Annotated in this window: 15 protein-coding genes; 14 read left to right on the top strand and 1 reads right to left on the bottom strand. The window is 42.6% G+C overall.

Annotation, left to right across the window (positions count from 1 at the left end; all coding sequences use genetic code 11):
* Positions 1-103: 103 nt before the first annotated feature.
* Positions 104-2,587: a motility associated factor glycosyltransferase family protein gene (locus FS373_RS20910; protein ID WP_152830510.1), complete on the bottom strand. Its 2,484-nt coding sequence runs from the start codon at positions 2,585-2,587 to the stop codon at positions 104-106.
* Between the two features lie 436 nt (positions 2,588-3,023).
* On the opposite strand from FS373_RS20910, the gene pseB reads away from it, so the two are divergent.
* Genes pseB through FS373_RS20840 form a run of 14 tightly spaced genes read left to right on the top strand, consistent with a single transcriptional unit; the run spans position 3,024 to position 16,262 of the window.
* Positions 3,024-4,022, top strand: coding sequence for a UDP-N-acetylglucosamine 4,6-dehydratase (inverting) (gene pseB / locus FS373_RS20905; RefSeq protein WP_144045792.1), 999 nt, complete (start codon positions 3,024-3,026; stop codon positions 4,020-4,022).
* Positions 4,022-5,167: a UDP-4-amino-4,6-dideoxy-N-acetyl-beta-L-altrosamine transaminase gene (pseC, locus tag FS373_RS20900; RefSeq protein ID WP_144048909.1), complete on the top strand. Its 1,146-nt coding sequence runs from the start codon at positions 4,022-4,024 to the stop codon at positions 5,165-5,167. Before pseB ends, pseC begins: the two co-directional genes overlap by 1 nt.
* Positions 5,167-5,895: a pseudaminic acid cytidylyltransferase gene (gene pseF, locus FS373_RS20895; RefSeq protein WP_144045793.1), complete on the top strand. Its 729-nt coding sequence runs from the start codon at positions 5,167-5,169 to the stop codon at positions 5,893-5,895. Before pseC ends, pseF begins: the two co-directional genes overlap by 1 nt.
* Positions 5,896-6,975, top strand: a complete 1,080-nt coding sequence (pseG, locus tag FS373_RS20890; protein WP_144045794.1) for a UDP-2,4-diacetamido-2,4,6-trideoxy-beta-L-altropyranose hydrolase — start codon at positions 5,896-5,898, stop codon at positions 6,973-6,975.
* Positions 6,968-8,038 (top strand): pseudaminic acid synthase, encoded by a 1,071-nt coding sequence (gene pseI, locus FS373_RS20885; RefSeq protein WP_144045795.1) that lies wholly within the window; start codon positions 6,968-6,970, stop codon positions 8,036-8,038. Before pseG ends, pseI begins: the two co-directional genes overlap by 8 nt.
* Positions 8,028-8,582: a GNAT family N-acetyltransferase gene (locus FS373_RS20880; RefSeq protein WP_144045796.1), complete on the top strand. Its 555-nt coding sequence runs from the start codon at positions 8,028-8,030 to the stop codon at positions 8,580-8,582. Before pseI ends, FS373_RS20880 begins: the two co-directional genes overlap by 11 nt.
* Before the next feature lie 10 nt (positions 8,583-8,592).
* Complete coding sequence (locus tag FS373_RS20875; RefSeq protein ID WP_144048910.1) at positions 8,593-9,342, top strand: SDR family NAD(P)-dependent oxidoreductase; 750 nt, start codon at positions 8,593-8,595, stop codon at positions 9,340-9,342.
* Between the two features lie 11 nt (positions 9,343-9,353).
* The gene (locus tag FS373_RS20870) at positions 9,354-9,584 is read left to right on the top strand and encodes an acyl carrier protein (RefSeq protein ID WP_144045797.1); all 231 of its coding nucleotides are present in this window, start codon (positions 9,354-9,356) and stop codon (positions 9,582-9,584) included.
* Positions 9,585-9,601: 17 nt separating this feature from the next.
* Positions 9,602-10,993, top strand: a complete 1,392-nt coding sequence (locus FS373_RS20865; RefSeq protein WP_194165912.1) for an AMP-binding protein — start codon at positions 9,602-9,604, stop codon at positions 10,991-10,993.
* Positions 10,990-12,072 carry an acyl-protein synthetase gene (locus tag FS373_RS20860; RefSeq protein ID WP_144045800.1) on the top strand — a complete coding sequence of 361 codons (1,083 nt, stop codon included), beginning with the start codon at positions 10,990-10,992 and terminating at the stop codon, positions 12,070-12,072. The genes FS373_RS20865 and FS373_RS20860 overlap by 4 nt, the downstream gene beginning before the upstream one ends.
* 2 nt (positions 12,073-12,074) lie before the next feature.
* A complete protein-coding gene (locus FS373_RS20855) occupies positions 12,075-13,256 on the top strand; it encodes an acyl-CoA reductase (RefSeq protein WP_144045801.1) in 1,182 nt (393 codons plus the stop codon).
* 11 nt (positions 13,257-13,267) lie between these two features.
* On the top strand, positions 13,268-14,329 hold the full coding sequence (gene rfbB / locus FS373_RS20850; protein WP_144045802.1) for a dTDP-glucose 4,6-dehydratase: 1,062 nt from the start codon (positions 13,268-13,270) through the stop codon (positions 14,327-14,329).
* On the top strand, positions 14,329-15,201 hold the full coding sequence (gene rfbA, locus FS373_RS20845) for a glucose-1-phosphate thymidylyltransferase RfbA (protein ID WP_144045803.1): 873 nt from the start codon (positions 14,329-14,331) through the stop codon (positions 15,199-15,201). Before rfbB ends, rfbA begins: the two co-directional genes overlap by 1 nt.
* On the top strand, positions 15,198-16,262 hold the full coding sequence (locus FS373_RS20840) for a DegT/DnrJ/EryC1/StrS family aminotransferase (RefSeq protein WP_152830508.1): 1,065 nt from the start codon (positions 15,198-15,200) through the stop codon (positions 16,260-16,262). The genes rfbA and FS373_RS20840 overlap by 4 nt, the downstream gene beginning before the upstream one ends.
* Positions 16,263-16,296 lie beyond the last annotated feature (34 nt).

The raw sequence follows: 16,296 nt of genomic DNA, 5'->3' as shown, positions 1-16,296 counted from the left end.
CTGTCGGGGGGAAGAGATATTCAGCGGCTATTATACGGTTTGGTAGGCAACAAGGGAAACGGCGCCAGCCGATAGTCTATCCTGCTGGCGCTTATTGGTTAATTTATCTGTTAATCTGCTGCATGTAACTCAGCGCCGCTTGGTTATCTGAGTCTAAATCCAATATATTTTGAAAGCATGATTTTGCTCCGTTGATTTGGCCAACTTCAGCCAAGAAAATACCAAGCTTAAGCAGCACTGGAATATCTTCAGGATATTTCTCTAAATAATCAAGGTACACATCTAAGGCTTCTTGTGGTTTACCACTGAGCTTTAATACTTGAGCATAGTGAGGGAGGTATTCATCGCTGTATTGAATAATTTTAGTGAGATTTTCTGTTGCTAACTCGAGCTTGCAGAGTTTAAGAGCAAGATGGATTATCTGTTTAAATTCAGCCTCATGACGAAGCTCTTCTGGGGTCATTAATACTGTTTCAAGTGCCGATTCAGGTTTGTTTTCTAACATCTGCTGGTAACTCAGCGTGAGATGATAAAGCCTTTTTATTTCATGGTCAGTATCAATAAAAGGGTAGGTATATTGCACTATTTTGGAGATGCCCAATAGGTGTTTGTTGTGTAATAAAATTTGTAATTTATTAAAAGCATTGTCTATAAATGGAACAGCGGAGTCATCGCTCTTATCAATGAACTCTTTGACAATAAATTGTTCATTATACTTTTCTTTAGCAGCCTGAAGTTGGGCAAGGTTATTTGATGCTAAGTTCGCATATTGCTGTGGTTGTTTCTCTTGCCACAACAAGGCTCTTCCCCATTGTTGGTCGTCATTCCACTGTTGGAATAATGTGTTAATGTCGCTCGAGGGTTGGCACTCATTCATTCTAGAGTTTAGGCGGGTAATTGCAGAGGTGATTAGCCCTGACAACTCGTTGGCGATAGTTTCAAATGCCTTGTAATAGATACGAGTCTTCTCGTTGACATCTTGTTGTGACCACTCTTCGTTTTTCTTGGTTGAGAAAAATGAAGAGAATTCATAGTAACCGTAGAATTTTATTAAATTAGCTAAGTTTTCAAATTTTGTATTGATTTTTTGTTCTACTTTGTCGATTTTCTCCGCCAAAATAGCGATGCGTTTTGGGTTGCCATCGGCTAATTCAAGTTTATCAACAAGGCTGAGTGCGCTTGTTACTAGAGTGTTGAGTCGTCCGAGGTTTTCCTGAGTTTTTGTTAGTTCACCCAGAGTGTTATGTAGAAGGTCTAACTTTTGCGATAGGGGAACTTGATAGGTCTCAGGTTTCAACATTTGACGCTGACAATCTGTTATAGGCTCAAGAGAGACATGTTGTGGTGCGATGTAATCTATGCCATCGACTTTAGCTGCATCTTTCGATAGATTTATGTAAGTAGTGTTAGGAGCATCAGCAACGGACGCTTGCAAAGATTCTATGGCATATAAGAGTTGTTTAGGGGTCTCAGCCATTTCTTCTGAATAGGTTTCAACCCATTCAAACATCTCGCCAATATCAGGGGCTAGGCTTGCACCGTAGGTGCCTTGTGTGTGAGTTATACCTGTTTGAGAGTGGCAAAAGTCGACGCCACAAAGGAGCACCTGTTTAAATCCCATCTCGACAGCGATTTCAATCGCACTATTAGTTACGGTTGGACCAACAGATTTTATATTATCGTGATCGCAGGAGCTATTCCAAGGGAAACGTGTCCCCGTGTACAGCGAGCCCCCTCTCCATTGGCCCAAAATCTGTGGCGCCACATGATAGGAATTGATCAGTAATGCATCATGTTCTATTTGCATCAGCTCTTTGTTAACATCGAAGCTAAGGGATTGAGGATCGACAGACACGACGATATCGGTTTTTATATTCAGTTTAGCGAGCTTACCTACGACCCGAGATGCAGCAATGATCACTAATTTGTTTGCGTTCGTCTTTATCCATTCAATACTATTATCGAGTGATGGGCCGCCGCCTAATACGATGCAGGTTTTGCCGATAAACTTCTGTTTTAAGACCCTTGCTGGCAGTAAGTTTTCAGCAAGGTTGTGCAGCTGTGCTTTTACAAAAATTTTCTGTGTAAAGCCAATAGAATGTTGAAAGTATTCACTTTCAATCGCTTTTACTACCTGAGCATTAAGCGTGCAATAGGATTCGAGGTAGTTGCCCTCGACAGAGATCGCCCTGTGTATTTTGAATTTTTGTTTAACGATATAGATATTATTTTTATGTTCTGCAATAAGAGTTGTAAACTGCTTGAGTGATGTAATGTTAAAGTCGTTTTCAAGTTCCTTTGGAATATCGATATTAAGCAGAGTTAACACTTCTGATAATTCAATGAAAATATACTTACAGCCAGCAGTTAGAGGGCGCTCCATTACGTAGTTAGCCAATAGTCCTGAGTCTGATCCTATGATGATGTGCAGCGTATCTGGAGTAGATAAGGCATTTTTAAACTTTTCATCATAGAGAGAAATCGAGTCTATTTTTTCAAATGTATGACGATTCACACTGGGAAGGTAGCACTCGTTAAACTGACTAATTGCAAACGTTTTGGATATTTCAGATTGGGTATCAAGCATTATCGCCTCGTTAGTTCCATGGGCACAGACCTTGTCAATTAATTGTCATTTCTTGGCGATTAATTAAACAATCTTAAGCTGTTTACCTCATATTTCATTTCAAAAGCGATAATTGTGCCAATCGCGGAATGAAACATTAATCTATCGCAGTTTTATACAAATTTGTACAAATAGTTGATTTTCCTTCCCGAGAAGCAAAATAAGGTTAGACAATTAAAATTAAGTTACTAAAATTACAGATGTTTATAATATTAAAAATGCCAGTATTTTACCTTTAATAATTTGCTTCATTAATGCTTGCAGTCGAAAGTCATCAATTGTGGTGTAAGACTTGCAAAGACACTCGTAGGGCTAACATTAAAAATTGGCTTTGGCCAGCTGGCATAAACGATTGAATAATCGAGCCGGACTGCTTAAGCAACAATTTGGAGAGTACATGTTTGACAATAAATCGATCCTGATAACTGGCGGCACTGGCTCGTTTGGTCAGAAATATACTAAGACGATTTTAGAGAGATATAAGCCCAAGAGGTTGATTATCCTTTCCCGTGATGAATTGAAACAATATGAGATGCAGCAGATTTATAATGCGCCTTGTATGCGATATTTTCTTGGCGATGTGCGTGATGGCGATCGTTTGATGCAGGCTTTTAATGATGTAGATTATGTGATCCATGCTGCTGCTATTAAACAGGTTCCAGCCGCAGAATATAATCCCATGGAATGTATTAAGACTAACATTCATGGTGCTGAAAATGTGATTAAAGCCGCTATAGCGAATAAGGTGAAACGAGTCATTGCACTCTCAACAGATAAGGCTGCAAACCCAATTAATTTGTATGGGGCGACCAAACTTGTTTCCGATAAGCTATTTGTAGCAGGCAATAATATTGTCGGTGAGGAAGAGACGCGATTCTCCGCTGTTAGGTATGGTAATGTGGTGGGATCGCGCGGTTCTGTAGTACCTTTTTTTAAGTCTCTTATCGCTAATGGCGCAACTTCACTTCCAATCACTCATCCTGATATGACTAGATTCTGGATAACGCTGCAAGATGGTGTTGATTTCGTATTAAAGAATTTCTCGCGAATGCAAGGTGGAGAAATTTTTGTGCCTAAGATCCCATCTGTGCGTATTACTGATTTAGCACAAGCCTATGGACCTGGCCTTAAGCATGACATCGTTGGGATTCGCCCTGGTGAAAAAATGCATGAGATTATGTGCCCTGCTGATGACTCACATCATACCATTGAATTTGACGACCACTTTGTTATCACTCCCAGTATATCTTTTTTTGGCAAAGAGCATGACTATCAAAATAACCTTTTAAATGAGCAAGGCAGCCTTGTTGAAGAAGGGTTTGAGTACCATTCCGGTAATAACCCAAATTTTCTTTCAATTGAGCAAATAAAAAAACTCGAAGAGGGTGAGTGTTAATGATTCCATACGGCCATCAAAACATTAATCAAGATGACATTGATTCAGTCGTCAATGTTTTAAAGTCGGACTATTTAACTCAAGGGCCTCAAGTTCCTCTGTTTGAATCTAGTATTGCCACTTTAACTCAGGCGCGTTTCGCTGTGGCGTCTAGCAGTGCTAGCGCTATGTTGCATGTAGCGTGTCTTGCGCTAGGCGTGAGCAAGGGAGATAGGGTATGGACCAGTTCTATTACTTTTGTTTCTTCTGCAAATTGTGCGCTACATTGCGGTGCCGAAATTGATTTCGTTGATGTCGATATCAGTACAGCCAATATGTGCCCAAAGGCACTTGAACTAAAATTACAGCTCGCCGAGCAAGGCGGTACTTTGCCTAAGGTCATTATTCCTGTTCATATGGCTGGGCACAGTTGCAATATGGAGGCGATTGGTCGCTTAGCTAGACAATATAATATCAAGGTGATAGAGGATGCAGCTCATGGTATCGGAGGCTATTATCAAGGCAGAGCAATAGGTTGCTGCCAGTATAGTGATATTACAGTATTTAGCTTTCACCCTGTAAAGATAATCACGACTGCAGAGGGCGGCGTGGCGACCACTAATGATGCCGAGCTTGCTAAACGCATGAGGTTATTTAGCAGTCACGGCATCACTAAAGAGATTGAACAGCTTGTGAGGCCTGATGAGGGCGATTGGTATTATGAGCAGCAACATCTAGGTTTAAATTACCGTATGACTGATCTGCATGCAGCCTTAGGTAATAGCCAGGTGCATCGTATTGGTGACTTTATTGAACGAAGACATCAGCTGGTTGCGCGTTATCAGCAACTATTTGTAGCGATGAACCTAAAGGTTGTGACGCCACTGTCTGACAGTGTCAGTGCTTACCATCTATTAATCATTCAATTACCTGACTGTGTAGACCGAAAATTTGTTTTTAATCGCATGCGTGAGATGGGGGTCTGTGTTCATGTTCACTATTTTCCTGTGCATCTTCAACCCTACTTTATGGATCTTGGATTTAAAGCGGGCGACTTCCCTAATGCTGAACATTATTATCAGCACTGTTTAACTCTTCCCCTATTCCCGGATCTTACTTTTGAGCAGCAAGATGAGATTGTTACCAGCTTAAAAGGGCTTGTTTAATGAATGTTGCAATTATCCCTGCCCGTGGTGGCAGTAAGCGCATACCCCAAAAAAATATTAAAGATTTTTGTGGTAAGCCAATGCTTTCGTATGCAATCGAAACGGCCCTAATTAGTGGATGTTTTGATGAGGTCGTCGTCTCTACAGATTGTCCTGTAACAGCCACTTTAGCTGAGAAGTGTGGAGCAGTAGTGCCCTTTATGAGGCCCGCATCTCTCTCTGACGATCACACTGGCACAACTGATGTTATAAGGCATGCAATTAAGCAGTTAAGATTGTTAGATTATGACGTTGAGTTGGTATGCTGCCTATATGCAACAACGCCTCTTTTGCAAGGTAAGACTCTCAAGCGGGGGCTAAAGTTATTAACTTCTGATGACTCAGTGGATTTTGTTTTTAGCGCTTGTCATTTTAGCTTCCCGATCCAAAGAGCCTTGATTGAAAATGAGTTCGGAGGAATTGAGCCTTTTGATCCTAAGAGTATAGGCCAGCGCTCTCAAGACTTAACACCAACATATCATGATGCTGGCCAATTTTATTGGGGGAGGGCTGAAGCGTTTTTAGATCCAACTCGGTCAGTTTTTGGTTCTAACGGAAGAATGCTTTTATTACCTACTCATAGAGTTCAAGATATTGATACTATCGAGGATTGGTATCGAGCAGAGATTTTATATCAATTGTTAAAGGTGGAAGAAAGTAAAGGTAACCATCACAATGAGACAGCGTAATTGCATTATTTGATCCGTACGGATGCTTCAGACTCCATTGGCTCAGGCCATGTAATGCGTTGCCTTACTTTGGCTAATGCGATAATAGCCGAGGCGAAGGGTTTAGGTGAGAAGGCTCAAATTACATTTGTGTGCGCCAGTCATTCAGGTCACTTGCAGAGGATGATTCGTGAGCAAAACTTTACTGTGATAGCCATAAAACCATGTGACACTCAGCTTAAAGATGCCGAGGCTTGCCTAAGCAAACTAAATCAAAATTATGACCTGTTGATTGTTGACCATTATGGATTAGGAGCCGAGTTTGAAGTCCTGATGAGACAACAATGCCATCATGTTATGGTAATTGATGACTTAGCTGATAGGCATCATCATTGTGATGTTTTGCTAGATCAAAATCTTTTACCCAATTCAATTAACCGGTATCACTCTTTCATCAATTTTAATTGCACACCTCTATTGGGGCCTAAATACTCCATACTACGCGCTGAATTCTACAATATAAGAAGGAGTATGGTGACAGATAGCCAGCGTTTGTTAGTTTTCTTGGGTGGCTCAGATCCCGCTAATTTTAATTTAATGGTACTGCAATCTATAGCTATGATACCTGAGCCTATGAATGTTGACTTAGTACTCGGTGAGCATAACCCGTGGAACGATGAGATCATTGAATTGTTTAAAGAGGCAGATTGGCTGACTGTGCACATTCAATGTAGTTATATGGCCAAACTCATGAGTGAAGCACGCATGAGTATCGGTGCTGGTGGAAGTAGTCATTGGGAGCGGTGCACTTGTAGCTTGCCAGCTTTAGTCATGACAGTGGCAGCGAATCAGTTGGCTACCACTGCATATTTAGCCAGCTTAGGGGCATGTATCAACCTAGGAAAAGCGAAAGATATTAGCGTTATAGAGCTATCTAGGCTGTTAGTTGATCTATGGCAAGATGAAAAAAGATTAATTAACTTAAGTGATGTGGCACGGCAACAGGTTCCTACAGCTGGCACTCAGCGTGTTATTGAGCAGTTAAATAGATTTAAGCCAAGTGTGGTCCATCTAGGATATATTGGAGATCGTAATGAATAAGCAGCCTGCTATTGTAATTGGCAGCCATATCATAGGTGTAGGCAGTGCCCCTTTTGTTATTGCCGAGTTATCAGGAAATCATAGTCAGTCTATTGAAAAAGCGAAGGAGATGATTCGGGTCGCAAGTGCGTGTGGAGTTCATGCCATAAAGTTGCAAACCTACACGGCTGACACTATGACACTCAATGTCCAAAAAGGGGAGTTTGTCATCAATGATGAAGATAATTTGTGGAAAGGCGAGTCGTTACATTCACTTTATAAAAAGGCAATGACGCCATGGGAGTGGCACAAACCACTGTTTGAATATGCCAAATCCCTTGGTTTAGTGGCTTTTAGTTCGCCATTTGATGTCACTGCGGTTGAGTTTCTTGAGGCGCTTGAAGTGCCTTGTTATAAAATTGCCTCCTTTGAGAATACCGATCATGAATTACTTACAGCAGTTGCCCGCACTGGTAAGCCCGTTATCATGTCGACAGGTATGGCAAGCGAAGAAGAGTTGACTGAATCAGTACAGTTACTGCGGCGCGAAGGTTGTGAGCAACTTATTTTGTTAAAGTGCACTAGTCACTACCCTGCGGATCCAGTGGATGCCAATCTACAGACTATCCCAGATCTTGCTAATAAATTTTCTTGTCAGGCGGGGCTGTCGGATCACACCTTAGGCATAGGTGTTTCGATTGCCGCAGTAGCTTTGGGTGCAAGCGTACTAGAGAAGCACTTTGTTCTAGACCGCTCGCTCGGTGACGTCGATGCTGAATTCTCCATGGAGCCTAATGAGTTTGAGTTATTGGTGTCAGAAAGCCGCCGAGCACAGTTAGCATTAGGCAAAGTCAATTATGGGCCTGTCGGACAAGAAATTGAGTCGGTAAAGTTCCGTAGGTCGTTATACGTGGCTCAGGATTTACGTAAAGGTGATACATTTAACCGTGAAAATATCCGCTCGGTTCGCCCTGGCTTAGGCTTGCCTCCAAAGCATCTAACAACATTTATTGGCAAAGTGGTGAGCTGCGATGTTAAAGCTGGCACGGCATTAAATTGGGATATGCTCGCAAATGAGCAATAACAAGGACACGTGGCCCCCTAAGTTTGAACGTTATGGTGTGACGTTATCGCCTATTGAACCTGAACATTTAGAAATGATAAGGCAATGGCGAAATAGTCCTTCAATACAACAGTATATGCTGGATCAGCGAGAGATATCTCAAGTGCAACAGCAGGCTTGGTATTCTGGGCTAATCAAGGATAAAAGTAGACTTTATTGGTTAATTATATTCAAGAATACACCAATTGGTGTAGCTTCTATTTTAGGGGTCGATGAGACAAGGGATTCTGGAGAGCCGGGTTTGTATATTTACCCTGAACAATATCGTAGCAATATTGTGCCATTTTGTGTCGCTTTTGCATTAAATGATATGGCTTTTTTTGAGTTAGGACTTAAGCGGCTAGATGCTATTGTACTTAGCGAGAATAGTGCGGCGCTTCGATTTAACGTTAAATGTGGCTATCAGCAAAATGGTGAGCAAACCAAGGGGCAAATAGGCATGACTCTGAAACCTGACGCCTACATAGCTGCTCGCGATCCATTAGCTAGGTTTATTCGGTATTAAGGATTCAATGATGAATGAAATGTTAGCTGGCAAGAGTGTGCTGGTAACGGGGGCTAGCCGTGGTATTGGTCGAGCTATTGCTCTTACCTTTGCCGAGCAGGGCGCAACGGTTTACCTCAATGGTCGCGATCAGGCCTGCTTAAGTGACCTTAAAACCGAGTTAAGGGCGCTGTACGGTGATAGAATTCATACACTGGTGTTTGATGTCAGTGATGCAGCTCAGGTTAAACAAGGATTCCAGGCACTGTTTAAATTAACTAAAACCTTAGATGTTTTAGTTAACAATGCTGGCATTTTAGAACATGCACTGGTGGGCATGGTGTCGGACGAGCAGATACAGAAAAGCTTTGCTTCTAATACTTTTAGTGTCATTTACACTAGCCAATATGCCAGCAGACTAATGACGAGAAATGGTGGTGGCAGCATTATCAATATGGCCTCAATCATAGGCTGTGTTGGCAGCAGTGGTGACAGTGTTTACAGTGGCAGTAAAGCGGCCGTGATTGGGATCACTAAATCTCTTGCTAAAGAGTTGGCGGCAGCACAAATACGGGTTAATGCTATTGCTCCTGGGTTTATTGATACCCAGATGAATCATTCTTTGTCGGTAGAGAAGCAAGACCAAATCTTGCAATCGATTGCTATGGGGCGTAAAGGCAGCCCTCAAGATGTTGCTAATACCGCTTTATTTCTCGCGTCAGATTTGGCGCAATACGTCACGGGCCAGGTTATTGGTGTCGATGGCGGAATGTTGATTTAGTAGAGAATAATATGAACCAAGAAAAATTGATCCAATGTTTTGTTAACGCGCTGTCTGTAGATGCTACGCAAATTACTGATGAATTGGCGTATAACAGTATTCCTCAATGGGACTCAACGGCTCATATGATGCTAGTGGCTGAACTGGAAGCTGAGTTCGATGTTATGCTCGACACTGACGATATTATTGATATGAGTTCAGTGATAAAGGCAAAAACTATTTTGGCTAAATATCTGGATTAACCAGTATGGGGCGCAATATGTATTGGCAAACGCAATTTGATAGCCATATAGCTGCCGGTCGTGGAGGGAGCCCTGCATTACTGTGTGGGGATATTGAGCTTAACTACCGGCAGCTCAAGTTGGCGATACAAGCCCGACAGAAGGCGCTAACGGTAAATATTCAGTCTGGTCAGGTTTGTGCACTAGCACTGCAACCTAGCCTGACATCTGTTATCAGCTATCTGGCCTGCATGGATGCAGGTATTCCGTTGTTACTACTTGATAAACAACAAACAGATTCAGTGAACGATCGCCTTATGGATCTTTATAGGGTTGCTTGGCTATTGGATGTGACTGCTGGTGAAGATAAGGCAATTGCCCCAAAAGAAGCGCCTGTGCGGAAAGATCTTGCCCTGCTGCTCGCCACGTCGGGCAGCACTGGAGCTCCTAAAGCCGTCATGCTAAGCCGTAAAAACATTGTCAGTAATGCCTGCTCGATAGCTGAATACCTCCCAATGCGAACTAACGATATAGCGATTACCTGTTTACCTTTGCATTACAGCTTTGGCTTATCGGTACTGAATTCACATCTTTGGCTGGGGGCGTGTGTCTTGCTATCGGATGAGGCCATGTTGAGTCGGACATTCTGGCAACATGTGATCAAATATAGAGTGAATTCTCTATCTGGCGTGCCTTTTAGCTATCAGATGTTGAAAAATTTGCGAATTGAGGGAATGGATTTACCTGATTTGCGCTATCTAACACAGGCTGGTGGCAAGTTACCACATACGTTAGTCACTCACTTTACTGCTCTGGCTAAGGATAAGGGATGGTCATTTTATATTATGTATGGGCAGACAGAGGCCACCGCCCGCATCGCGTATTTGCCACCTGAGCATCTTGAGTCTCATGGTGATTGCATCGGCAAGGCTATTCCAGGGGGGGAGCTTTTCCTTAAAGATGAGCAGGGGTTGCGTATTACCAGCTCAGAGCTGGCCGGAGAGCTGTATTATCGGGGGGACAATGTGATGTTAGGTTATGCCGCTTGTTATCAAGACTTACATGGTATTGATTGTTGTAACGAGTTGGCGACAGGTGATATTGCTGAGCTGACTCCGTCCGGTTTGTATCGTATTAGTGGCCGAAAACGCCGCTTTATTAAAGTTAGAGGCAAGCGATTGTCGTTGGACCATATCGAAACTTTACTGGCTGCAAGCGTTGGCAGCAATGTATGGGCACTGGGTAAAGATGAAGAATTGCAATTAGCTTATGAGCAAGCTGAAGATATACAGGTTTTGACAAATTTTGCGATGGATCAGCTCGGGCTTCATCCTAGTTTATTTAAGCTAAAACATGTCGCTGAATTGCCTCGTTTGTCGAACGGCAAGCCCGACTATCAGGCACTTTCTACTCTAATGGAATACCAATGAAGCTGCTGCAACAGCCACCCTATGAATTGATGGCAGGGGAAAAAGAACCAGCGTTAGCTGCAGAACTTAGTGCATTATGCAGGCATCATATACTCGCATGCTCGGCTTATGCCAAGTTGGTGTCTGTACAATGGCCTGAACTGAATATTGGCGATCAAGAGTGCGCTTTAGCAGATATTCCCTGGTTATCGGTCAGATTATTTAAACAGTTTGCACTGCAGTCAGTCCCAGACAATCAAATATTCAAAACTCTCTACTCCAGCGGTACCACAGGGACGCCCTCACGCATTGTATTGGATGCAGATACTGCGGCAGTGCAGTCGCGTATCTTGGTTAAAATCATGCAGCAATGGTTAGGGAAAAAGCGTTTACCTATGCTCATTATAGATTGTTCTTCCGTGGTAAAAGATAGGGCTAATTTCAGTGCTCGCGGGGCGGGCATTCAAGGCTTATCTTTTATGGGCCGTCATCATTGTTATGCTCTTAATGATGATATGAGCCTCAATTGGCCTGCCATTACTGAATTTTGTGAACGCTTTGGCGGTGGACCTGTATTAATCTTTGGCTTTACTTTTATGGTTTGGCAGCATTGGCTGCAGCAACTGCGCATGGAAAGTAGGCAACTCAATATTCCTGAAGGTATATTAATTCATAGCGGTGGCTGGAAAAAACTAGAACAGATTTCTGTCAGTAATACTGTATTTAAGCAGCAGGTAACAGAGCTAACAGGGGTAAAACGGGTACACAATTTCTATGGTATGGTTGAGCAGGTGGGCGCTATTTTCGTAGAGTGTGAACAGGGCTTCTTACACTGTCCGAGTTATGCTGACGTTATGGTACGTACGCCAGGAAGTTGGCAGCTAGCACAAAATGGACAGGAAGGCGTGTTACAACTCTTATCAATTCTACCGCATAGCTATCCGGGTCATAGTATTTTGACCGAAGACCGAGGAGTCATCCATGGCGAAGATAACTGCACTTGTGGCCGTAAAGGCAAGTATTTTAGTGTGTTAGGGCGTTTGTCAAAGTCAGAAGCCCGTGGTTGCAGTGATACCTATCAAACAGCAGGTACAGTATAAGTATGCAGTGGCTTAATCAGAGTGAATTTCCCCCACAGGCCAGTGTCGCTTTTGCTGAGCAGGATCTGAAATATTGCCAGGCTCTTAGTCGGGCTTTATTGACACACAAGCAGAGCCGGGCGTTTCCTGACTTGGTTGCGCTGGGGTATTGGCTCAGGCGCAGTAATTTGACAAGGCTACTTGCACCATATAGACAAGGGGATGTTATCCATCGACCTTTAGGGACTGTATATCATTCAACTCCAAGTAATGTCGATAGCCTATTTGCCTATTCAGGCGTTATCAGCCTGTTGTGCGGTAATGCTAATATTATCCGCTTGTCGAGCCGAAGTGGAGGCAGTACAGATATTTTAGTTGATGTTATCTGTACATTAGCAAAAGACTTTCCCCTGCAAAATGCCAGAATTCAGCTACTGCGTTGTGACCGTGAGGCAACTGAACTTAGCAAGCTTATTGCAGGAATCGATGCCAGAGTATTATGGGGGAGTGATAATGCAATACAGATGCAGCGTAAACTTCCTATACCTGCCCATGCTCGCGAGTTAGCCTTTGGCCACAAATTCTCTTTGTGTGTACTCGATTCTATAGCGCTACTCGCTGCGAGTGATTCAGATTTAGCTGAATTGGCTCAAAATTTTATTAAGGATCAGCTGACATTTGCACAACAGGGTTGCAGTTCAGCAAAGACACTTGTTTGGTTAGGGAACACAGCTTCGATAAAGCGAGCCCAGCAACGACTTTGGCTACAATTGGACGTAAGTGTAAATAAAAAGAAATGGTTTAAAGAAAGTCATTTTTATGATGCATTTGCTAATGCCCAACAACTACTTCTACTTGATGACTGCATAAAGGGCTACCGGCAGCATGATTGGTGTTGCCGTCTACTGGCCAGCCGCTTAACAGATATACAAGCTAAAGAGCATTGTGGTAATGGTTTGTTTATTGAAATAGCGCTGACTGAGCTTAGTCAGTTAACGCCCATGTTAAAACATTATCATCAGACGCTGAGTTACTGGGGCGTTGATCACGTTAAGCTACAAAGTTGGTTAGCAGAGCAGATAATAGGAATTGACAGAATCGTACCTATTGGGCAGGCTCTGGCTTTTGATCTGCTGTGGGATGGTATGGATTTGATAGCCATGTTATCTCGCCAGTCGAGAGCCCTACGTTCGCAGATAAATTAATAGGGAAGACTGTGAAAATATTAGTGACAGGCGGTGCAGGTTTTATTGGTAGTGCTGTTATTAGACATATTTTAGATAACACTTCAGACAGTGTCATTAATGTCGATGTGCTGACCTATGCTGGTAACCTCGAATCAATACCTGGTGTCGAAAACCATTCACGTTATTGGTTTGAACCTATCAATATCTGTGATAGATCTGAGCTAGAGCGCGTTTTTAGTGAGCATCAGCCAGATGCTGTGATGCACTTGGCAGCAGAATCTCATGTTGACCGCTCAATTGACGGTCCTTTAGTTTTTGTTCAAACAAACCTGATGGGCACCTTCAACCTAGTTGATACCGCTTATCACTATTGGCAAAGTCTAACGAATGCACAGCAGTCCAGCTTTAGGTTTCATCATATTTCTACTGATGAAGTGTATGGTGACTTGGGACATACGGCTGCTCTTTTTACTGAAGCGAACTCATATCAGCCAAGTAGCCCCTATTCAGCAAGCAAGGCTGGCTCAGATCATTTGGTGAGTGCCTGGGGACGCACTTATGGCCTGCCAACGATTATCACAAGTTGTTCGAATAACTATGGGCCGTATCATTTTCCAGAAAAACTAATCCCACACATGATATTAAATGCCTTGCAAGGTAAAGAGCTGCCAGTGTACGGCAGGGGCCTGCAAGTCCGTGATTGGCTATATGTTGAAGACCATGCAAGGGCTCTTTACACAGTGCTTACTCGTGGTGAGGCTGGCCAACGCTATAACATTGGCGGCCATAATGAGAAAACCAATATCGAGGTGGTTGAAACCCTTTGTGTGCTGCTGGAAGAGATGGCACCGGATAAACCGGCAGGTATTAAACATTATCGGGATTTGATTAGTTATGTTGCAGATCGTCCTGGTCATGATATGCGTTATGCAATCGATGCATCAAAAATTCAGCGTGAACTAGGCTGGATACCACAAGAGAGTTTTGACAGCGGTATGCGCAAAACTGTGAGATGGTATTTGGATAATAGCGGATGGTGGCAAAGGGTGCTTTCCGGCGCGTATCAACTAAAGCGACTGGGGGCTAAGTGATGAAAGGAATTATTCTTGCGGGCGGTTCTGGTACCCGTCTTTATCCTATTACTATGGGTGTATCTAAGCAGTTATTGCCAGTGTATGACAAACCAATGATCTACTATCCTTTGTCGGTTTTGATGTTAGCGGGAATACGTGAAGTATTGATCATTACCACGCCAGAGGATAAGGACAGTTTCCAACGACTACTAGGCGATGGTAGTCGGTTTGGTATTGATCTGAGCTATGCTGTTCAACCCGAGCCAGAAGGGGTGGCACAAGCCTTTATCATAGGCGCTGATTTTATCGGTAGTGATAGTGTCTGCTTAGTACTTGGAGACAATATTTTTTATGGACAAGGTTTTAGCCCAAAATTAAGGCAAGCGGCAGCCTGTTGTGAAGGTGCTACAGTATTTGGTTATCAAGTAAAAGATCCTGAGCGTTTTGGGATCGTCGAATTTGACGAGAATAATTGTGCAATTTCGATAGAAGAAAAGCCTAATAAACCAAGGTCATACTATGCTGTCACAGGTCTTTATTTTTATGAAAATCAGGTTGTTAATATTGCCAAGACTATTACGCCTTCAGCGCGTGGTGAGCTAGAGATCACTGCAATTAATCAAGTCTATTTGCAACAAGGTAAACTTAAAGTGGAATTACTTGGCCGTGGTTTTGCTTGGTTAGATACTGGAACACATGAAAGTTTATTAGAAGCTGCGCAATTTGTTGAAACAATTGAAAAAAGGCAAGGCTATAAAATAGCCTGCCTAGAGGAAATTGCTTTGCTTCAGGGCTGGCTAACAGCATCAGATATTAAACAGTTGGCTAAGCCCTTTAATAAAAATAGCTATGGACAGTATATGCTCAGTTTAATCGAGAATGAAAAATGATTCAGGTAACTAAAACTTATTTACCAAATAAAGATAAGTATAAAGCTTATGTTGACCGAATATTCGAATCAGGCCAGTTGACCAATGCTGGCTCCTTGGTGCAGGAGCTAGAGCTACGACTGGCCGAACATTTAGGGGTTAAGCATCTTATATGTGTCGCGAGTGGCTCGCTGGCTCTACAAGTTGCATACAAAGCGCTTGGGTTAGAAGGCGAGGTTATTACCAGCCCATTTAGCTTCGCAGCAACGACGAGTACTTTGTTATGGGAAGGGCTTACTCCCAAATTTTGTGACATAAATCCGCAAACATTTAACCTAGCCCCTGAGCTTATTGAGTCTCACATTACGGATAAAACCAGTGCAATTGTGCCTGTGCATGTATTTGGTAATCCCTGTGACGTTGAGCAGATCCAAGCGATTGCCGATAAGCATAAGCTGAAGGTGATTTATGATGCCGCCCATGCATTTGGTGTGACATATAAAGATCGCAGTGTACTGCAGCATGGTGATATAAGTACCTTAAGCTTTCATTCCACTAAGATATTTCACACAATCGAAGGTGGAGCTATTATCACCTCGTCCAATGAGGTTGCAGCAAAAGTCAGGCTAATGATCAATTTTGGGATTTCAGGCCCCAATAAGACTGAAGGCTTGGGAATTAACGCCAAAATGAATGAGTTTGAAGCCGCAATGGGTTTATGTGTTCTGGATGATATTGCAAAAATCAGCCAAAATCGCTCTAACCATGTAGCTGAATATACTGAGGTTATTGGTGATAAGCTCACATTTCAAAAAACTAATGCTTTTTCTTCCAAATTATTTTCATATATGCCAGTGTTATTTGATACTGAGGCAGAATTGTTGCAAGTTAAGGAAGCTTTAGAGGTTGAAGGCATTTTTGCTCGGCGATATTTTTATCCATCATTGGATGTTGTTTATTCCAAAGGGGTTTTGTGCCCGGTCTCTAATGCGATTAGTCAAAGAGTTTTATGTTTCCCCTTAATGGCAGACTTACCTAAGATTGTGTTAGAAATCTTAGGTAAACTGCTGCAAAAAGTTTAGTTCATTTGTGCCAATAACGGTCTTTTTTTACAGG

This window comes from Shewanella sp. YLB-07, from assembly GCF_009377275.1.
Note: the sequence above shows the minus strand (reverse complement) of the source record. Positions and strands in the feature narration are given on the sequence as shown.